The sequence below is a fragment of the Kribbella lupini genome (assembly GCF_039529595.1).
Classification (GTDB): domain Bacteria; phylum Actinomycetota; class Actinomycetes; order Propionibacteriales; family Kribbellaceae; genus Kribbella; species Kribbella lupini.
The window spans coordinates 506285-521048 of sequence record NZ_BAAANC010000001.1; the positions used below are offsets into that span (position 1 = coordinate 506285).

At 70.0% G+C, this 14764-nt stretch carries 12 protein-coding genes and 1 other RNA gene; 8 read left to right on the forward strand and 5 right to left on the reverse strand.

Features of this window, described 5'->3' with window-relative positions; genetic code table 11:
- Positions 1-40: 40 nt before the first annotated feature.
- From ABD235_RS02310 to ABD235_RS02320, 3 genes are all read left to right on the forward strand, one after another.
- Entirely contained in the window at positions 41-754 is a 714-nt protein-coding gene (locus ABD235_RS02310; protein WP_344168534.1) for a zinc ribbon domain-containing protein, read from the forward strand.
- A complete protein-coding gene (locus tag ABD235_RS02315) occupies positions 751-1914 on the forward strand; it encodes a bifunctional RNase H/acid phosphatase (protein WP_344168537.1) in 1164 nt (387 codons plus the stop codon). The genes ABD235_RS02310 and ABD235_RS02315 overlap by 4 nt, the downstream gene beginning before the upstream one ends.
- Before the next feature lie 71 nt (positions 1915-1985).
- Positions 1986-3422, forward strand: a complete 1437-nt coding sequence (locus ABD235_RS02320; protein ID WP_344168540.1) for an RNB domain-containing ribonuclease — start codon at positions 1986-1988, stop codon at positions 3420-3422.
- Positions 3423-3530: 108 nt separating this feature from the next.
- Here ABD235_RS02320 and ABD235_RS02325 read toward each other — a convergent pair whose 3' ends face one another.
- Entirely contained in the window at positions 3531-4091 is a 561-nt protein-coding gene (locus ABD235_RS02325; protein ID WP_344168543.1) for a TetR/AcrR family transcriptional regulator, read from the reverse strand.
- Positions 4092-4143: 52 nt separating this feature from the next.
- Here ABD235_RS02325 and ABD235_RS02330 point away from each other — a divergent pair, with 52 nt between their 5' ends.
- The gene (locus ABD235_RS02330) at positions 4144-4635 is read left to right on the forward strand and encodes a GNAT family N-acetyltransferase (RefSeq protein ID WP_344168546.1); all 492 of its coding nucleotides are present in this window, start codon (positions 4144-4146) and stop codon (positions 4633-4635) included.
- On the opposite strand, the gene ABD235_RS02335 is transcribed toward ABD235_RS02330, so the two are convergent.
- Together ABD235_RS02335 and ABD235_RS02340 are read right to left on the reverse strand one after the other, a co-directional pair.
- Positions 4628-5281 (reverse strand): VOC family protein, encoded by a 654-nt coding sequence (locus tag ABD235_RS02335; protein ID WP_344168549.1) that lies wholly within the window; start codon positions 5279-5281, stop codon positions 4628-4630. The genes ABD235_RS02330 and ABD235_RS02335 overlap by 8 nt on opposite strands.
- Positions 5282-5301: 20 nt before the next feature.
- Positions 5302-6042, reverse strand: a complete 741-nt coding sequence (locus ABD235_RS02340) for an AraC family transcriptional regulator (protein ID WP_344168552.1) — start codon at positions 6040-6042, stop codon at positions 5302-5304.
- A gap of 54 nt (positions 6043-6096) precedes the next feature.
- Here ABD235_RS02340 and ABD235_RS02345 point away from each other — a divergent pair, with 54 nt between their 5' ends.
- Together ABD235_RS02345 and ABD235_RS02350 are read left to right on the forward strand one after the other, a co-directional pair.
- Positions 6097-7227 carry an MFS transporter gene (locus ABD235_RS02345; protein ID WP_344168555.1) on the forward strand — a complete coding sequence of 377 codons (1131 nt, stop codon included), beginning with the start codon at positions 6097-6099 and terminating at the stop codon, positions 7225-7227.
- 140 nt (positions 7228-7367) lie between these two features.
- Positions 7368-8138, forward strand: a complete 771-nt coding sequence (locus tag ABD235_RS02350) for a DUF899 domain-containing protein (RefSeq protein ID WP_344168558.1) — start codon at positions 7368-7370, stop codon at positions 8136-8138.
- Positions 8139-8179: 41 nt separating this feature from the next.
- Here the strand turns inward: ABD235_RS02350 and rnpB are convergent.
- Together rnpB and ABD235_RS02360 are read right to left on the reverse strand one after the other, a co-directional pair.
- Positions 8180-8579: RNase P RNA component class A (gene rnpB, locus ABD235_RS02355), an RNA gene on the reverse strand.
- 9 nt (positions 8580-8588) lie between these two features.
- Positions 8589-8957, reverse strand: coding sequence for a DUF952 domain-containing protein (locus tag ABD235_RS02360; protein WP_344168561.1), 369 nt, complete (start codon positions 8955-8957; stop codon positions 8589-8591).
- Between the two features lie 173 nt (positions 8958-9130).
- Between ABD235_RS02360 and ABD235_RS02365 the strand changes: the two genes are divergently transcribed.
- Both ABD235_RS02365 and ABD235_RS02370 read left to right on the forward strand, forming a co-directional pair.
- Positions 9131-11953: a fascin domain-containing protein gene (locus tag ABD235_RS02365; protein ID WP_344168564.1), complete on the forward strand. Its 2823-nt coding sequence runs from the start codon at positions 9131-9133 to the stop codon at positions 11951-11953.
- Positions 11953-14760 carry a carbohydrate-binding protein gene (locus ABD235_RS02370; RefSeq protein WP_344168567.1) on the forward strand — a complete coding sequence of 936 codons (2808 nt, stop codon included), beginning with the start codon at positions 11953-11955 and terminating at the stop codon, positions 14758-14760. The genes ABD235_RS02365 and ABD235_RS02370 overlap by 1 nt, the downstream gene beginning before the upstream one ends.
- Positions 14761-14764: the final 4 nt, after the last annotated feature.

Below are 14764 nucleotides of genomic sequence, written 5' to 3' on the forward strand. Positions count from 1 at the left end.
GGAGCCGACCCTGAACGCCGAGCCCGCTGTCCAACGCCGGTTGCTGGACCTGCAGGATCTCGACCTGCAGCTGGATGTGGTCGCGACCAAGCGCAAGGCCCTGCCCGAGCACCAGGCGCTGGTCGACCTGGGCGCCGAGAAGTCGGTCGTCGACCGGGAGTTGGTCGCTGCCGACACCGAGGTGTCGGACCTGCGGCGTGAGCAGAAGAAGGCCGACAGCGACGTCGAGCAGGTGCGGCAGCGCAAGGCCCGCAACCAGCAGCGGATCGACTCCGGCCAGATCACCTCGCCGAAGGACCTGGAGAACCTGCAGCACGAGATCGGTTCGCTGGACCGCCGGATCTCCGACCTGGAGGACGCCGAGCTCGAGGTGATGGAGAAGCTCGAGGCGGCCGAGGTCGTCCAGGCCGATCTGCAGAGCCGGGCCGAGGCGTTCGCCGGCCGCCAGGCCGAGCTGGAGAGCACCCGCGACGCCGCGCTCAAGGAGCTCGACGAGCAGCGCGCGACGCTGGGCGACCAGCGGTCGGCCGTCGCCGCCGAGCTGCCCGACGACCTGGTGACGCTGTACCAGAAGCTGCGCGAGCGCAACGGCGGGATCGGCGCCGCGCCGCTGGTCGGCAAGCGCTGCATGGGCTGCCGGATGGAGCTGGCGCCGTCGGACCTGAGCAAGATCAAGGCGTCCGCGCCGGAGGTCGTCCAGCGCTGCGAGGAGTGCGGCCGGATCCTGGTCCGGACGGCGGAGAGCACGGTATGACCTGGACGCACGTCATCGTCGAAGCTGACGGTGGATCCCGGGGCAACCCGGGCCCTGCGTCGTACGGCGCACTGGTGCGGGACCCGGCCACCGGCGAGGTGATCGCGCAGGCCGGGGTGACGATCGGGATCGCGACCAACAACGTCGCGGAGTACAGCGGTCTGATCGCCGGGCTGGAACTGGCCGCGGAGTACGCGCCGAACGCCTCGATCGAGGTCCGGATGGACTCCAAGCTGGTGATCGAGCAGATGGCTGGGCGCTGGAAGGTCAAGCACCCGGACATGAAGCCGCTGGCGATGAAGGCGCAGTCGCTGGCGCCGTTCGGCACCGAGTGGACCTGGGTGCCGCGGGCGCAGAACGCGGCCGCCGACGCGCTGGCCAACATGGCGCTCGACGGCAAGCCGGTCCCGCTGAAGCCGGCCGAGAGCTCGGCCGCGCCGGTGGTCACCGAGGTGTCCGAGCTCGGCAAGGCGATGCAGGGCTGGGGCGGTACGGCGACCGAACCGCCGACCCGGTTGATCTTCCTGCGGCACGGCGAGACCGCGCACACGGTGGACAAGCGGTTCTCGGGCTCCGGCGGGGACGACCCGGGGTTGAGCGAGACCGGACGCCGGCAGGCCGAGGCGGCGGCGCAGTACATCGCCGGGCTCGCCGGCGAAGGCGCCACCGGCGCGGACCCGGCCGGGCTCGGGCCGATCGACGCGGTGATCTCGTCGCCGATGCTGCGCACCCGGCAGACCGCGGCCGTGGTGGCCGAGCGGCTCGGGCTCGAGGTCGAGGTGCGGGACGGGTGGGTCGAGTGCTCGTTCGGCGACTGGGACGGGCACACGTTCGCCGAGGTGCAGGAGAAGTGGCCGGAGGCGCTGAACGCGTGGCTCGGTTCGACCACCGTCGCGCCGCCGGGCGGTGAGTCGTTCGACGCGTGCGCGCGGCGGGCGCGGGCCGCGCGGGACGCCGTGCTGTCGTCGTACCCGGGCAAGACCGTCGTTGTGGTCACCCACGTGACGCCGATCAAGCTGATGGTCCGCGGCGTGCTGCAGGCGCCGATGACGTCGCTGTTCCGGATGGAGCTGAAGCCGGCCACGGTGACCGAGATCAACTGGTACGCCGACGGCCTGGCCTCGCTGCGCGGCTTCAACGTGGTGCCGCCGCCAGTCTGAGCCCCGGCGCACTAGTCTGAAGCTCCCGGCCGCATCGTCGCGGCCGGGCCAGCCGAGGACGGAGTGGTCGAGTGCCGTTGCAGAAGGTGCATTTCGCCGAGGACGTGCCCGAGGTGCTCCGGGCTTCGCTGCAGACGATCCGGCGCGAGCTCGAGGTGCCGGCCGAGTTCCCGCCCGAGGTCACCGCTGCGGCGCTGGCGGCGGTCGAGAACGCGCGGCTGCCGGAGCTGGACCGGACCGACATCGAGTTCGTCACGATCGACCCGCCGGACTCGATGGACCTCGACCAGGCCCTGCACATCGAACGCGCCGGCGACGGTTACACCGTGCACTACGCGATCGCGGACGTCGCGGCGTTCGTCCAGCCGGGCGACCCGATCGACGTCGAGGCGCGCAAGCGCGGCGAGACGCTGTACGCGCCGGACAAGCGCACGCCGTTGCACCCGCCGGAGCTGTCCGAGGGCGCCGCGTCGCTGCTGCCGGACGTCGTACGGCCCGCGCTGCTGTGGACGATCACCGTCGACGCGTCGGGCGAGGGCACCGACGTCGTCTGCGAACGTGCGCTGGTGAAGTCGCGCGCGAAGCTCAACTACGCCGGGGTGCAGAAGGATCTCGATGCCGGTACGGCGTCGGAGTCGCTGCAGCTGCTGCGCGAGGTCGGCAAGCTGCGCGAGCAGCGCGAGCTCGAACGCGGCGGCGTGAACCTGCCGATCCCCGACCAGGAGGTCGTCACCCACGACGGCCAGTGGACGCTGGAGTTCCGCGCGCCGCTGCCGGTCGAGGGATGGAACGCGCAGATCTCGTTGCTGACCGGGATGGCCGCCGCGCACCTGATGATGTACGGCGAGATCGGCATCCTGCGGACGTTGCCGGAGTCGCACGACGACCTGCGCCGCAAGCTGGAGAACACCGCCAAGGCGCTCGGGATCGAGTGGCCGGTCGGTACGTCGTACGCGGAGTTCATCCACGGGCTGGACCCGAAGGTGCCCGCGCACGCGGCGATGCTTGCCGCGTGCACCGTTCTGTTCCGCGGGGCCGGCTACACCGCCTTCTCCGGTGGGGTTCCCGAGCGACCGGAGCACGCGGCGATGAAGTCGGAGTACGCGCACGTCACCGCGCCGCTGCGCCGGCTGGTCGACCGCTGGACCGGCGAGATCTGCGTCGCGCTGTGCGCCGACGCGCCGGTGCCGGACTGGGTGCGCGAGTCGATGGACGAGATCCCGAAGATCATGGACGAGTGCGACCGCAAGGCGCACGCGTACGAGCGCGCGATCGTGTCGATGGTCGAGGCCGGGCTGGTGCACGACCAGGTCGGGTCGACGTTCGACGGCGTGGTCGTCGACGTCGACGAGCGCGATCCCACCCGTGGGGTCGTCACGTTGTCCACGCTGGCCATCGAGGGCAAGGTCAAGAGCACGACGGCGCTGCCGCTGGGCCAGCCGGTGCGGGTGAAGCTGGTCGAGGCCGACCTCACCAAGCGGACGATCGCCTTCGAGCTGGCGGAGTAGTAGACGCTGGAGGGCTGGTCGCCGCTGTCCCGCCGGAGTCCGTCGTTGGAACTTCCCGCCGCGGCCGGCGAGAAGAGCGTGGGAGCGCGAGGCGGGGCCGGCGGCTGCTCAGCGGGCCAACTGTTGCTCGACCGCCCTTGTCGTGCGGTCGAGGTCGCCGGTGGCGAGCAGGTCGAGCAGGGCTCCGCGCAGCAGCGCCAGTACGGCGGTGCGCTGCGCGCGGGCTTGCTTGCTCTCGGCATCGGGTTGTGATGCCTTGAGCAACTCGAGCCAGTCGTCGACGGTGCTGCGCGCGTAGTCGCCCCACGGGCCGTCGGGGGAGACCAGGGAACGGCCGTACGCCTCGACCCAGAGGTTCATCAACGGCCGGCGCTCGGTGGCGGACAGCCAGGTCCACAGCTCCCGGCCGATGACGTCGAGGCCGGGCTGTTCGTCGTACCGGAGCTGCTCGAGCAACGTCAGTTCGTCGCTGCGCGCCCGCGCGAGCAGGGCGCGGATCAGCCCGTCCTTGCTGCCGAACAGGAACAGCAGCACGCGCGGGCTCGACCCGATCGCGGTCGCCAGCGGGCGCAGCGACAGGTCGGCGAGGCCGTGGGTGAGCGAGTAGCTGTAGGCGCGCTCCAGCAGTTCCTGCTCCCGCGCGGAAGGGGCTGGCTTCGTGGTCGGCACGCCGCTAGTATCGCTTACTGAAACAGTCGTGTCAGTAGATCGGGTGGTGCAGATGTCCGCAGCAGTGATCCGTCCCGCCGACCAGCCCGGCGATCTCGGCTGGGTGCTTCAGGCCCACGGCGAGCTGTACGCCGCCGAGTACGGCTGGGGCCTGCCCTTCGAGGCCCTGGTCGCCCGCATCGTCGCGGACTACGCCGAGGCCCACGACCCGGCCCGCGAAACCGCCTGGATCGCCGAGGTCGGCGGCGAACGCGCCGGCTGCATCTTCTGTGTGCAGGGCCCCGACGAGTCCACCGCCAAACTCCGCCTGCTGCTCCTCACCCCGGCCGCCCGAGGCCAAGGCCTGGGCGGCCGACTCGTCGACACCTGCCTGGCCTTCGCCCGCGACGCCGACTACAAACGCATGGTCCTGTGGACGAACGACCCCCTGGAAGCAGCCCGCAACATCTACCTCCGCCGAGGCTTCACCCTCACCGGCTCCGAACCCCACACCCTCTTCGGCGAAGGCCTCATCAGCCAGTACTACGAACTCGACCTCACCTGACCGGCAGGAAGGTGAGGCGGTTGCCGTCGGGGTCGTGCTGGTCGGGGCCTGGGGTGGTGACCTCGAGGGCGAGGTGGTTGACGGGGGTGGTGGCGGTGGGCCAGGAGGGGGACAGCTTGAGGGTGTCTTCGCGGAGGCGGAAGGTGTTGTTGTCCTGCGGCAGGCCCAGGTGGGTGCCGTAGAAGGTGGCCGCGGCTTCGAGGTCGGGGGCGTCGAGGCCTATGTGGGCGAGGCGGCGGAGGGGAGTACTGGTGATGGGTGGGACGCGGAACTCCTCGGTGCGTTGGAGGAGTTCTACGCGGTGGCCGTTGGGGTCGGAGAGGAAGGCGAGGCGGCCTTGGCCGCTGCCGGCTACTCGGGGCGGGGTGAGTTCGGCGTACCCGGCCTCGATGAGACGGGCGTAGTCGGCGTCGAGGTCGTCGGTCATGAAGCCGATGTGGTTGAGGCCGTACGTCGCGTCGGGGGCCGGCTGCTCGGCGTGCAGGAGCTCGACCAGGCCGGTGCCCAGTTGAAGGTGAACGCGGGTGACGCGAGGGCCCTCCATGAAGAGGGTGTCGACGATTTGGGCGCCCAGGTCGGTGTAGAAGGTCAAGCTGGCGTCGAGGTCTTGGACGGGTCCGCCTACGTGGTTCAGCTCGTAGATCATCCCCGCATCTTGGCAAACGTTTACCGAGATCTGTCAAGGTGCCGGCCGGGAGTGTGGCCGAAGGTCCGGCGGAAGGTGTCGATGAACGCGCTCGGCGTGGACCAGCCGCAGCGCAGCGCGATGGTGGTGACGGGATGACCCTCGGCGAGCAGGATGAGGGCGTGGTGCAGGCGCAGCTGGGTGCGCCACTGCGGGAACGTCATCGCGAACTCCGAGCGGAACAGACGCGACAGGGTGCGTTCGCCGGCTCCCACCGACGCGCCGAGGGACGCCAGAGTCTGCTGAGAGGCCGGATCGGCGGCGAGCACCGCGCAGACAGCGGCGAGGCGGGAATCAGTTGCTTTAGGCAACTTCAGGGATTGTTGCGAGGTGTGCCGCAGCTGGTCGAGAAGGACGGCCCGCAAGCGAGTGTGCTCGGCGGCTGAGCGCTCGGTGTCGGTGCAGGCGATGAGCAGTTCTCGGAGAAGTGGGCTGACGGCAAGTACTGCGGGGGTCGAGAGCGCCAAAGGATCCTCGGTCAGCCCGACCAGGTAGAGATCGGTCCGCCCGTACGCGCGGTGCTGGTGCACGGTCCCCGCCGGCACCCAGATCGCCCGGTCCGCCGGCGCGATCCAGTGGCCCTGGTCGGTGGCGACCGCGAGCACCCCGCGGGCGGCGTACGCGATCTGGTGGTCGTCGTGCCGGTGCGCGTCGATGCCCGCGCCGGCGTCGAGACGGCGCAGGACGGTCGGCGCGATCGGCTGGTGGCGGCTTGTCGACATCACTCGGCAGATTATCGGAAGCCGGACAACCCCAGCCGGACGAGGCTGGGAGACGTGAAGAGACTCCCCACCGTCCTGCTCTCCACCGGCCACGGCAGCGTCGACCTCTACCAGGGCATCGTCCCGGTGCTGGTCCCGTTCCTGGTCGCCGAGCGCGGCTACGACTACGTCGCGGTCTCCGGCTTCGTACTCGCGGCGACCCTGCTGTCGTCGGTGGTCCAGCCGCTGTTCGGCCTGCTCACCGATCGCTGGTCGACGCCGTGGCTGCTCCCGGTCAGCATGCTCGGCACCGGAGCCGGTACGGCGCTGGTCGGCCTCACCGAGAACTACCGCCTCACGCTGCTGGTGATCGCGCTGACCGGCGTCGGCGTCGCGGCGTACCACCCGCAAGCAGCCCGTACGGCGCGCGCAGTCACCGGAGGCGGCCATGTCGGCATGAGCTGGTTCTCGCTCGGCGGCATCGTCGGCTTCGCGCTCGCGCCGGTGCTCGTCGTACCGCTGCTCCACTCGGGCGGCCTCGCGGCGACGCCCGCGCTGATGGTCCCCGCGGTCGTCGGCGCGCTGATCACGCTTCCCCTGCTGCGCAAGGGCACGGCGCCGAAGGCCACCCGCCGCGAAGGCGCCGACGACTGGCGATCGTTCATCCAGCTCACCGCGATCATCGTGCTGCGCTCGATCGTGTACGTCGGACTGACCACGTTCGTCGGCCTGTTCACCGGCCAGCGCCTGGACCTGTCCGCGACCGGCAGTTCCGCCGTACTGGTCGTGCTCTTCACCGGCGGCGTCGTCGGCACCCTGCTCGGTGGCCGGCTCGCCGCGAAGTACTCCCGGCTCCCGGTGATGCGCGCCGCCTACGCCACGGCGGCCGTGGGACTGGCCGGGCTGACCTTCGTCCCTGGTCCGGCGATGCTCGCGTTCGTCGTCCTGGCCGCGATCGCGTTGTCCGTCCCGTTCTCGCTGCACATCACGCTCGGCCAGGACTACTTGCCGAGCCGGGTCGGTACGGCGAGCGGCGTCACGCTCGGCCTCGCGGTCAGCGCCGGCGGCCTGCTCGCGCCGGCCCTCGGCGCGCTCGCCCGGAGCACGTCGCTGCAGACGGTTCTCGCCGTCCTGATCGTGCTCCCGGCGGTCGCCGGATTACTCGCCCGGCGACTCGTCGAGCCGTCTGGTCGCCTGAGCGATTGACCCGCGACAGTCGATCGCACGGCCGGGCGGCGAGAGCGCGCGCTGACGCCCGCGGAGGAGCAGGCCTTCGTGATGTCGAACCCGCGGCCCCGGCTACGACGTCGTCGAGGCAAGCATCACCGAGCCGAGGAGTGGAACACATGAGCCTGCCCGACGTCGTCTCGCGGGAAGAGTGGCTGGCCGCGCGCAAGCAGTTGCTGATCGAGGAGAAGGAGTTCACCAAACGCCGGGACGCGCTGAACGCCGATCGCCGCCGGCTGCCGATGGTGCGGATCGACGAGGACTACCGGTTCACCGGCCCGAACGGCGAGCTGGGCCTGGCGGACCTGTTCGAGGGGCGCGCGCAGCTGGTGGTCTACCACTTCATGTTCCATCCCGAGTGGGACGCCGGGTGCCCGAACTGCTCCGGGTTCGCCGACGAGATCGGGCGGCTGGAAGGCCTGACCGACCGCAACACCACGTTCGCGGCGATCTCGCGCGCGCCGTACGAGAAGATCGCGGCGTACGAGAAGCGGATGGGCTGGACGTTCCCCTGGTACTCCTCGGGCGCGAGCACCTTCAACTACGACTTCCACGTGACCTTCGACCCGGCGGTCCGGCCGGTCGAGTACAACTACCGCACCCTGGCCGAGTGGGAAGCGTTGGGCAACGGCGACCACGTCACCGGCGAGCATCCCTTCGACCTGCACGGTCTGAGCTGCTTCCTGCGCACCGACGAGGCCGTCCACCACACCTACTCGACGTACGGGCGTGGCGTCGACGCGATGGGCTTCGCCGCGAACGCGCTCGACCTCACCGCGCTCGGCCGCCAGGAACCGTGGGAAGAGCCCAAGGGTCGTACGCCCGGGACCGCGCCGGTGGCCGGTGACCCGCGGATCACGCACCGGGAGACCGACGAGCCCTGTCACTGACGCGGCGCCCGTGGTCGCCGCACGACTGCCACCGAGCTGAGGGAACGGGCCGGTCTGTAAGCCGGATTCTGTAGTCGGTGATCATCCATCTACGGCTGCCGTTGCCGGCAGTCTCCAGCGGCCTACCCGCGAGCTCGGGCGGGCAGCCCTCGAACGCTCGCGCGAACGCCGGTTGCCCGACGCCCTTCTTGGCCTTGCTCCACGTGGGGTTTACCTAGCCTCCGCAGTCACCTGCCGAGCTGGTGGTCTCTTACACCACCGTTTCACCCTCACCCGCACCTGAACGAACCACGGGGTTCGTCCAGGCCGCTGGCGGTCTGTTCTCTGTGGCACTGTCCCGCGGGTTTCCCCGGGTGGGCGTTACCCACCACGCTGCCCTGTGGAGTCCGGACTTTCCTCGGCGCGCACCGGAGTGCGCGACGCGATCACCCGACCGACCCGTTCCGCCGATCAGGATACGGCCTGCGGCGACACTTCGGGCCAACGGCCGTCGGCGTCACGCTCGTAGGCCAGTACGTCGACGACGGCGTCCAGGTTCAGCGGGCCGTAGATGTGCGGGAACGTGGTCCCGCTGCCGTCCAGGTCCTCGTCGCACAGCGCCGAGACGAGCCGCTCGGTGTCGATCACCAGCAGCGCCAGCGGGTGCTCGACATCGGCGTAGAAGCTGTTCGCCACGCCCGCGACCTGGTCGCAGCGGGACGCGTGGATGAAGGTCGCGCCGTCGTCCAGCGAGACGCCGCGGGTTGACATGCGGTAAGCGCCCGCCGCCTGGGCCGCCGCCCACTCGTCCGGGAACGCGATGTGCAGGATCGTCGCCATCCCCAGAGATTAGCGACCGTACGACGGACCGCCGTGGACCGGTCACAGGTGTCGGAAGTTCCGGAACCGGTGAGGGATTGACAGCGCAGCGTGAACGCAGAAAGATCCGATGTCTACCTCTGGTCCTCTCCGCCCCCAGGCCAGGGGTCCGCTCCTTCTCCAGGAGAGATCCGATGAACACCCTCCTGCGATCCCGCCTGCCCAAAATCCTGCCGGCGATGGCCTTACTTGCCGGGCTGATCGCCGGCTCCGGACCACCTGCCGCCGTCGCCGCGCCCGGCACCACCGCCTGGCAGAGCGGGTCCTTCGTCGTCGACACCCCGAACCTCGTCCGGCGTTCCGACATCGTGCTCGGCCGGGCCAACGCGGCCCCGACCGAGTCGCTCCCGCTGGGCAACGGCGCCCTCGGGGCCGCGGTCTGGTCGGCCGGCGGCTTCACCGCGCAACTCAACCGCACCGACACGTTCCCGGGCCGCAAGTCGCTCGGCCACGTGGTCATCCCGGGCCTGTCCCGGATGACCGGCGCGGCCGACTTCACCGGCCGCCTCGACCTGTACGACGGAATGCTGCGCCAGTCCGGCGGCGGCATGACGCTGACCGCCTTCATCCGCGCCGACACCCAGCAGCTTGTCGTCGACGTGACCGGTGCCGATCCCAACGCCACCCAGACCGCGCAGGTCAAACTCTGGTCACCCCGGACGCCGACCGCCCGGGCCTCCGGATCCGTTGCCGCCCTGGCCGAAACCTGGGTCGACAACCAAGGCGCCGGGGTGTCGGGCCGGACCTTCGGTTCGCTGGCCGGGATCACCGCGGGCGGCCGCAACGTCGTCGCCTCGACCCCGAACGCTCTGACCGGCCAGGTCGCCTTCCAGCCCAACGCCGACGGCTCGTTCCGGGTCGTCGTCGCGGCGCCGACGTGGACCGGCGGCGACTCGATCGCCACCACCAACGCCGTACTGGACGGTGCTGCGACGCGTCCGGCCTCAGAGGTCCGGAGTGCGCATCTGCAGTGGTGGCACGACTACTGGCAGAAGGCCGGGCTGATCAAGATCAGCTCGACCGACGGCACCGGCGACTACGTCGAGAACCTGCGGACCATCTACCTGTACTCCGCCGCAGCTCAGAGCCGCGGAGTCCTGCCGGGTTCGCAGGCCGGGGTCGCCGACCTGTTCACGTTCTCGCAGGACAAGCGGGACTGGTACCCGTCGGGCTACTGGTTCTGGAACCTCCGGATGCAGGTGGCCGCAAACCTGTCCGCCGGACTGCCGGCGCTGAACGACCCGATGTTCCGCCTCTACAAGGACAACCTCGACGCGATCGCGGCCTGGACCAGTCAACGCATGCCCGGCCGGCAAGGGCTGTGCGTGCCGGAGACGATGCGGTTCAACGGCAACGGGACGTACGACGGGGGCACCAGCAACGCCTCCTGCGACTCGATCATCGCGCCGACGTACAACTCCCTGACCGTCACCACCGGCGCCGAGATCGGCCTGTGGGTCTGGGAGCACTACCGGATGACCGACGACCGGGCGTTCCTGTCGGCGAACTACCCGCTGATCAAGGGCGCCGCGCAGTTCCTGCTCTCGCACGCGACGACCGGTGCCGACGGCAAGCTGCACACGTTCTCGAACGCGCACGAGACCCAGTGGGGCGTCACCGATCCCACCACCGACATCGCGGCGATGCAGGCGTTCTTCCCGGTCGCGGTGAAGGCGGCGCAGACCCTCGGCGTCGACACCGCGCTGATCGGCCAGCTCAACGCGGCGATCCCGAAGCTTCAGGCGCTGCCGCGCACCGACACGGCGACGCAGACCCAGCTGCTCACACCCGCGCAGGACGCCAACGGCACCACGATGATCGGCCTCTCGACCCAACCAACGGCTCCGCGGCACAACAGCGAGAACATCGGCCTCGAGGCGGTCTGGCCGTTCAACCTGATCGGCGACAGCGGTCCGCTGACCGCGGTCGGCCGTCGGACATTCACGGCGCGCAGCTACGTCAACGGCAACGACTGGAGCTACGACGCCCTGCACGCCGCGCGGCTCGGCATGGCGACCGACATGAAGACCGCGCTGCTCGCCGCGATCAGGCAGTACCAGGTCTACCCGTCCGGGATGGCCAGCTTCACCGCGCAGCCCGCCTTCGAGCCGTACATCGAGCAGTCCGGTGTCCTAGCCATCACCGTCCCGGAGTCACTCGCGACGGACTACGACGGCCTGCTGAGGATCGCGCCCGCCTGGCCCGCCGACTGGACCGGTGAGGGAACGGTTGCCATCGGCCACAAGTCGAAGGTGCACGTGCAGATCACCAACGGGTCGCCGACCACGGTCGCGATCAGCTCCGGGGCTGCCCAGCAACTCGCCGTACGGAGCCCTTGGCCGGGGCAGAGCGTGACGGTGCTGGATGGACAGACGCGCGCGGTCGTCGTACCGGCGCAGTCCAACGGGACCTTCACGATCCCGGCGCAGGCCGGCCGGTCGTACCTGGTGGAGAAGACCGGAGCCACCGCGCAACCGTTCCAAGCACTGTCGGGGACGCCGGCAACGACCGCGCGACGCTACGACAAGGCAACGATCGGCCTGCCCAAGCAGAGCAGCGGCAACGGAACCGTCGCCCTGCGAGCACGGGCCAACGGCAAGTACGTCACCGCCGGGACCGGTACGCCGTTGATCGCGGACAGTACGACGATCGGCACCGCCCAGCAGTACGTGATGACCGACCTCGGCGGCGGCAACGTCTCGCTGCGCGCCAAGGCCAACAACCTGCTCGTCGCGGCCGACGACGCGGGCGCCGGACCACTGCTGGCCAAGAACCAGAACGTGGGCTCCTGGGAGACCTTCCAGCTGATCCGCAACGGTGACGGCTCGGTCAGTTTCCGGGCCCAGGTCAACAGCAAGCTCGTCTGCGCCGAGAACGGCGGCGCCGCACCTCTGATCGCGAACCGGGACGCGATCGGCCCCTGGGAACAGTTCGACCTGATCGAAGGAGTCGCGTGATGAGAAGAAGCCGAATCGCCGTGCTGATCACGGCGGCTCTGATCGGAGCCCTGGGCGTCAGCGCCCCGGCCGCCGAGGCAGGGTCGACCATCCCGGCCGCCGACTACCAGCAGGTGTCGCTGGCCAGTGGCGGCAACGAGCTCGGCGAGGCGATGTCGCTCGCCGTCCTGCCCAACCGCTCGGTGATCCACACCGCCCGCGACGGCGCCGTACGGATCACCGACGTGAACGGTACGACGACGCTGGCCGGCCGGCTGAACGTCTACACCCACGACGAGGAGGGCCTCCAAGGCGTCGCGGTCGATCCTGGGTTCGCGACGAACCGCTTTGTGTGGCTGTACTTCTCGCCGAGGCTCTCGACGCCGGACGGGGACGCGCCGACCGAGGGGACGCAGGCCGACTGGGACCGCTGGAAGGGCGAGCTGCACCTGTCGCGGTTCGTGCTGAAGACCGACAACACGCTCGACCTGACCAGCGAGAAGGTCGTGCTCCGGGTCCCGAACGACCGCGGCCAGTGCTGCCACGTCGGCGGTGACCTGGACTTCGATGCCGCGGGCAACCTCTACCTGACCACCGGCGACGACAGCAACCCGTTCCAGTCCGACAGCTACACCCCGATCGACGAGCGGACCAACCGCAACCCGCAGTTCGACGCGCAGCGCACGTCGGGCAACACCAACGACCTGCGCGGCAAGCTGCTGCGGATCAAGCCGCAGGCCGACGGCACGTACACGATTCCGTCCGGCAACCTCTTCGCGCCGGGTACCGCGCAGACCAAGCCGGAGATCTACGCGATGGGCTTCCGCAACCCGTTCCGGATGAGTGTCGACAAACCGACCGGCATCGTCTACCTCGGCGACTACGGCCCGGACGCCGGCGTCACCGACCCGAACCGCGGGCCGAACGGCCAGGTCGAGTTCGACCGGATCACTGCTCCCGGCAACTACGGCTGGCCGTACTGCACCGGCACGAACACCACCACCGAGACCTACAACGACTGGCAGTTCCCCAGCGGCCCGTCCGGCGCCAAGTTCGACTGCGCCGGTGGTCCCACCAACAACTCGTTCCGCAACACCGGCCAGGCCAAGCTGCCGCCGGCCAAGGCGTCCTGGATCAAGTACGGCGGTGACGCCGGCACGCCGCCGGAGTTCGGCGGCGGTTCCGAGTCGCCGATGGGCGGCCCGGTCTACCGGTACGACGCCAACAACACCTCGCCGGTCAAGTTCCCCGCCTCGCTGAACGGCCGCTACTTCGCGGGCGAACTCGGTCGCAAGTGGATCAAGGCGATCGAGGTGACGGGCACTGGTGGCGTCGGTGACATCGGCGCGTTCCCGTGGACCGGCACGCAGGTGATGGACATGGCCTTCGGGCCGGACGGCGCGTTGTACGTGCTCGACTACGGCACCGGCGCGAACAACCAGGCGCTGTGGCGGATCGAGTACAAGGGGAGCGCCAACCGCAACCCGATCGCCAAGGCCGCGGCGACGCCGACGTCGGGTGGCAGGCCGCTGACCGTGGCGTTCTCGTCGGCGGGCAGCTCGGATCCGGAGGGCGGCGCGCTGTCGTACCGGTGGACGTTCGGCGACAGCGGCAGCTCGACGCAGGCCAACCCGTCGTACACCTACAACACCGCGGGCACGTTCACGGCGACGCTGACCGTAACGGACCCGACCGGGCTGACCGGATCGGCCAACGTGCAGATCAGCGTCGGCAACACCGCGCCGACCGTGACGCTGCAGACGCCGGCGGACGGGCAGCCGTTTTCGTTCGGGGACACGGTGCCGTTCCAGGTCAGCGTCAGCGACCCGGAGGACGGGACGATCGACTGCAGCCGGGTGAAGGTCACCTACCTGCTCGGGCACGACGACCACCAGCACCAGATCACCTCGAAGAACGGCTGCAGTGGTTCGATCGCCGTACCGGCCGACGGTGAGCACGATCCTGCCGCGAACATCTTCGGCGTGTTCGACGCGGAGTACACCGACAACGGCGGGATCACCTCGCACAGCGTCCGCAAGCTGCAGCCGAGGCACCGGCAGGGCGAGCACTTCAACGCCATGTCCGGGATCGAGTTCGCGACGCACGCGGCGGCCGAAGGCGGCCGGACGGTCGGGTACGTCGACAACAACGACTGGGTCTCGTTCACGCCGTACGCGCTGAGCACGGCGACGTCGATCTCGGCTCGGGTCTCGTCGGGCGGTCCGGGCGGGACGATCGAGGTGCGGGCCGGTTCGGCGACCGGTCAGCTGATGGCGACGGTGCCGGTGGCGAACACGGGCAACTGGGACACGTTCACGAACGTCTCGGCCAACCTGAGCAACAAGCCCGCCGGTACGACGACGCTGTTCCTGGTCTTCAAGGGCGTCACGGGCAACGGGAACCTGTTCGACCTGGACGCCTTCACGCTGGCGACCTCGGGGTCGACCGGTACGACGCGCGAGGGCGAGGCGTTCAGCTCGCAGTCCGGCGTACAGGTGGCCGCGCACGCGGGAGCGAGTGGTGGGCAGACGCTGGGCTACATCGACAACGGCGACTGGGCCGGGTACTCCGCGGTGAGCACCAGCGGGCTGCGGTCGTTCAGCGCCCGGATCTCGTCGGGCGGTCCCGGCGGCACGATCCAGGTGCGGTCCGGGTCGGCGACGGGCACTCTGCTCGGCTCGGTCGCCGTACCGAGCACTGGCGGCTGGGAGAACTTCCAGACCGTCTCCACGGCGCTGACCGGCAACGCGACCGGGCCGCTGTTCCTGAGCTTCACCGGCGGCGCGGGCTCGCTGTTCGACGTCGACACCTTCACCGTCTCTTCCTAGGGAG